The following is a 1,475-nucleotide window of genomic DNA, read 5'->3' as shown; positions in this document are numbered from 1 at the left end:
GTCTTGAACAAGTGTTTGTGCCGTTCTTTCGCCTGGAAGGGTCGCGGAATAAAAGCACGGGCGGGGTAGGGTTGGGGTTATCGGCGGCACGGGCGATTGTGTTGGAGCACGGCGGCGAGCTGAAGCTGCGCAATCGGTCGAAGGGCGGGTTGGCGGCGTTGGTGGTTTTGCCGGTGCATCCGGGGACAGGATTCGGACTACAGTGAAAGATCCATGCAGTTCGCGGGCGCTGGGGAAGGCGCTGTTCAGAAGAGAGGACCTATGAAACGGATCATCCTGCCGGCATTGGCCACCATGATGTTGGTGCAACTCCCGGCCTATGCCATCAACGACAAGTACCGCAAACAACTTGAGCAATCCGGTTGCACCCAGGTCAGCGAGACTCAGGGCTGCGATATCCACAAGAGCAAAGCGGAAAACGCCAAGGCCGGTTTCACCAACCCCGCGGCGGACAGCACAAATACCCAGACGCCTTACGCCGGGCAATGGGTCGCCAAGAGCGATGCCGGCGCGACCGTTGCGACGATTCGTATCGATGCCAAGGAGCAGGTCTGGGTCAACGGCAAGCGGGTAAACGCCAAGCGCACCGATGGCACGCTGCAGTTTCATCAGGGCAAACTCACCTTCACGATTCAGGGCGATCGGCGGTTGCAGAATGAGGACTATTGGACCGACAGCGATGCCGGGACCAAGGGGCCGATTCAGATCGAGTAGCCATTACATCCTGGGACGCGGCATCGATTTCCAATACTTGTGCCAAGCTGATGAGTGTCAATTCGCCTGCCGCCCTCAGGAAACCCACGACATGAAGCCTGCAAATACGTCGAACATCCGCCGAGAGTTCTACAAAGCTGTCGGCTATTACCTTCGAGTTGTCTGGCCCATCCTTTCCACCATGCTGATCGTCATCGTCACGTGCGGCCTGATCATCAGCTACCTGGAAGGTTGGGATCCTTTCGACGGCATCTATTTCGGCTTCGTGACCGGCTTGACCATCGGCTATGGCGAGCTCGTGCCGAAGTTGCCGGTTTCGCGGATATTGGCAATATTGCTCGGGTTCAACGGCGTGCTGCTCACGGCGATCTTTGCGGCGATCAGCGTGCGGGCGATCGAGATCGCGGTGCGGGTGACCGATGGCGATAAATAAGGCGGAGCACTACACACAACCCCTGTAGGAGCGAGCCTGCTCGCGATGCAAGTCCATACAACGCGGGCATCCAGACAGCCCGCGTTATCGTTGACGTCCATCGCGAGCAGGCTCGCTCCCACAGGTTTTTTCGTCGTTTTTTAGATCTACGTCCCCCAACCCACCCCGCTGACCGCCTTTGCGGCGATCAGCGTGCGGGCGATCGAGATCGCGGTGCGGGTGACCGGTGGCGATAAATAAGACGTGCAAACATTGCACACAACCCCTGTGGGAGCGAGCCTGCTCGCGATAGCGGTATGTCAGTCAATAATGATGGTGACTGACACAC

The 1,475-nt window shown here is 58.3% G+C and carries 3 protein-coding genes; all 3 read left to right on the top strand.

Annotated features, from left to right (window positions below):
* A partial coding sequence (locus KGA97_RS29415) for an ATP-binding protein (protein ID WP_263293540.1) occupies positions 1-206 on the top strand: 206 nt, incomplete at its 5' end.
* Between the two features lie 55 nt (positions 207-261).
* Positions 262-714 (top strand): hypothetical protein, encoded by a 453-nt coding sequence (locus KGA97_RS29410; RefSeq protein ID WP_008025457.1) that lies wholly within the window; start codon positions 262-264, stop codon positions 712-714.
* A gap of 91 nt (positions 715-805) precedes the next feature.
* Entirely contained in the window at positions 806-1,147 is a 342-nt protein-coding gene (locus KGA97_RS29405) for a potassium channel family protein (protein ID WP_008025459.1), read from the top strand.
* Positions 1,148-1,475: the final 328 nt, after the last annotated feature.

Source organism: Pseudomonas sp. BF-B-15, assembly GCF_019946675.1.
Classification (GTDB): domain Bacteria; phylum Pseudomonadota; class Gammaproteobacteria; order Pseudomonadales; family Pseudomonadaceae; genus Aquipseudomonas; species Aquipseudomonas migulae.
This window is presented reverse-complemented; position numbering and strand designations above follow the sequence as displayed.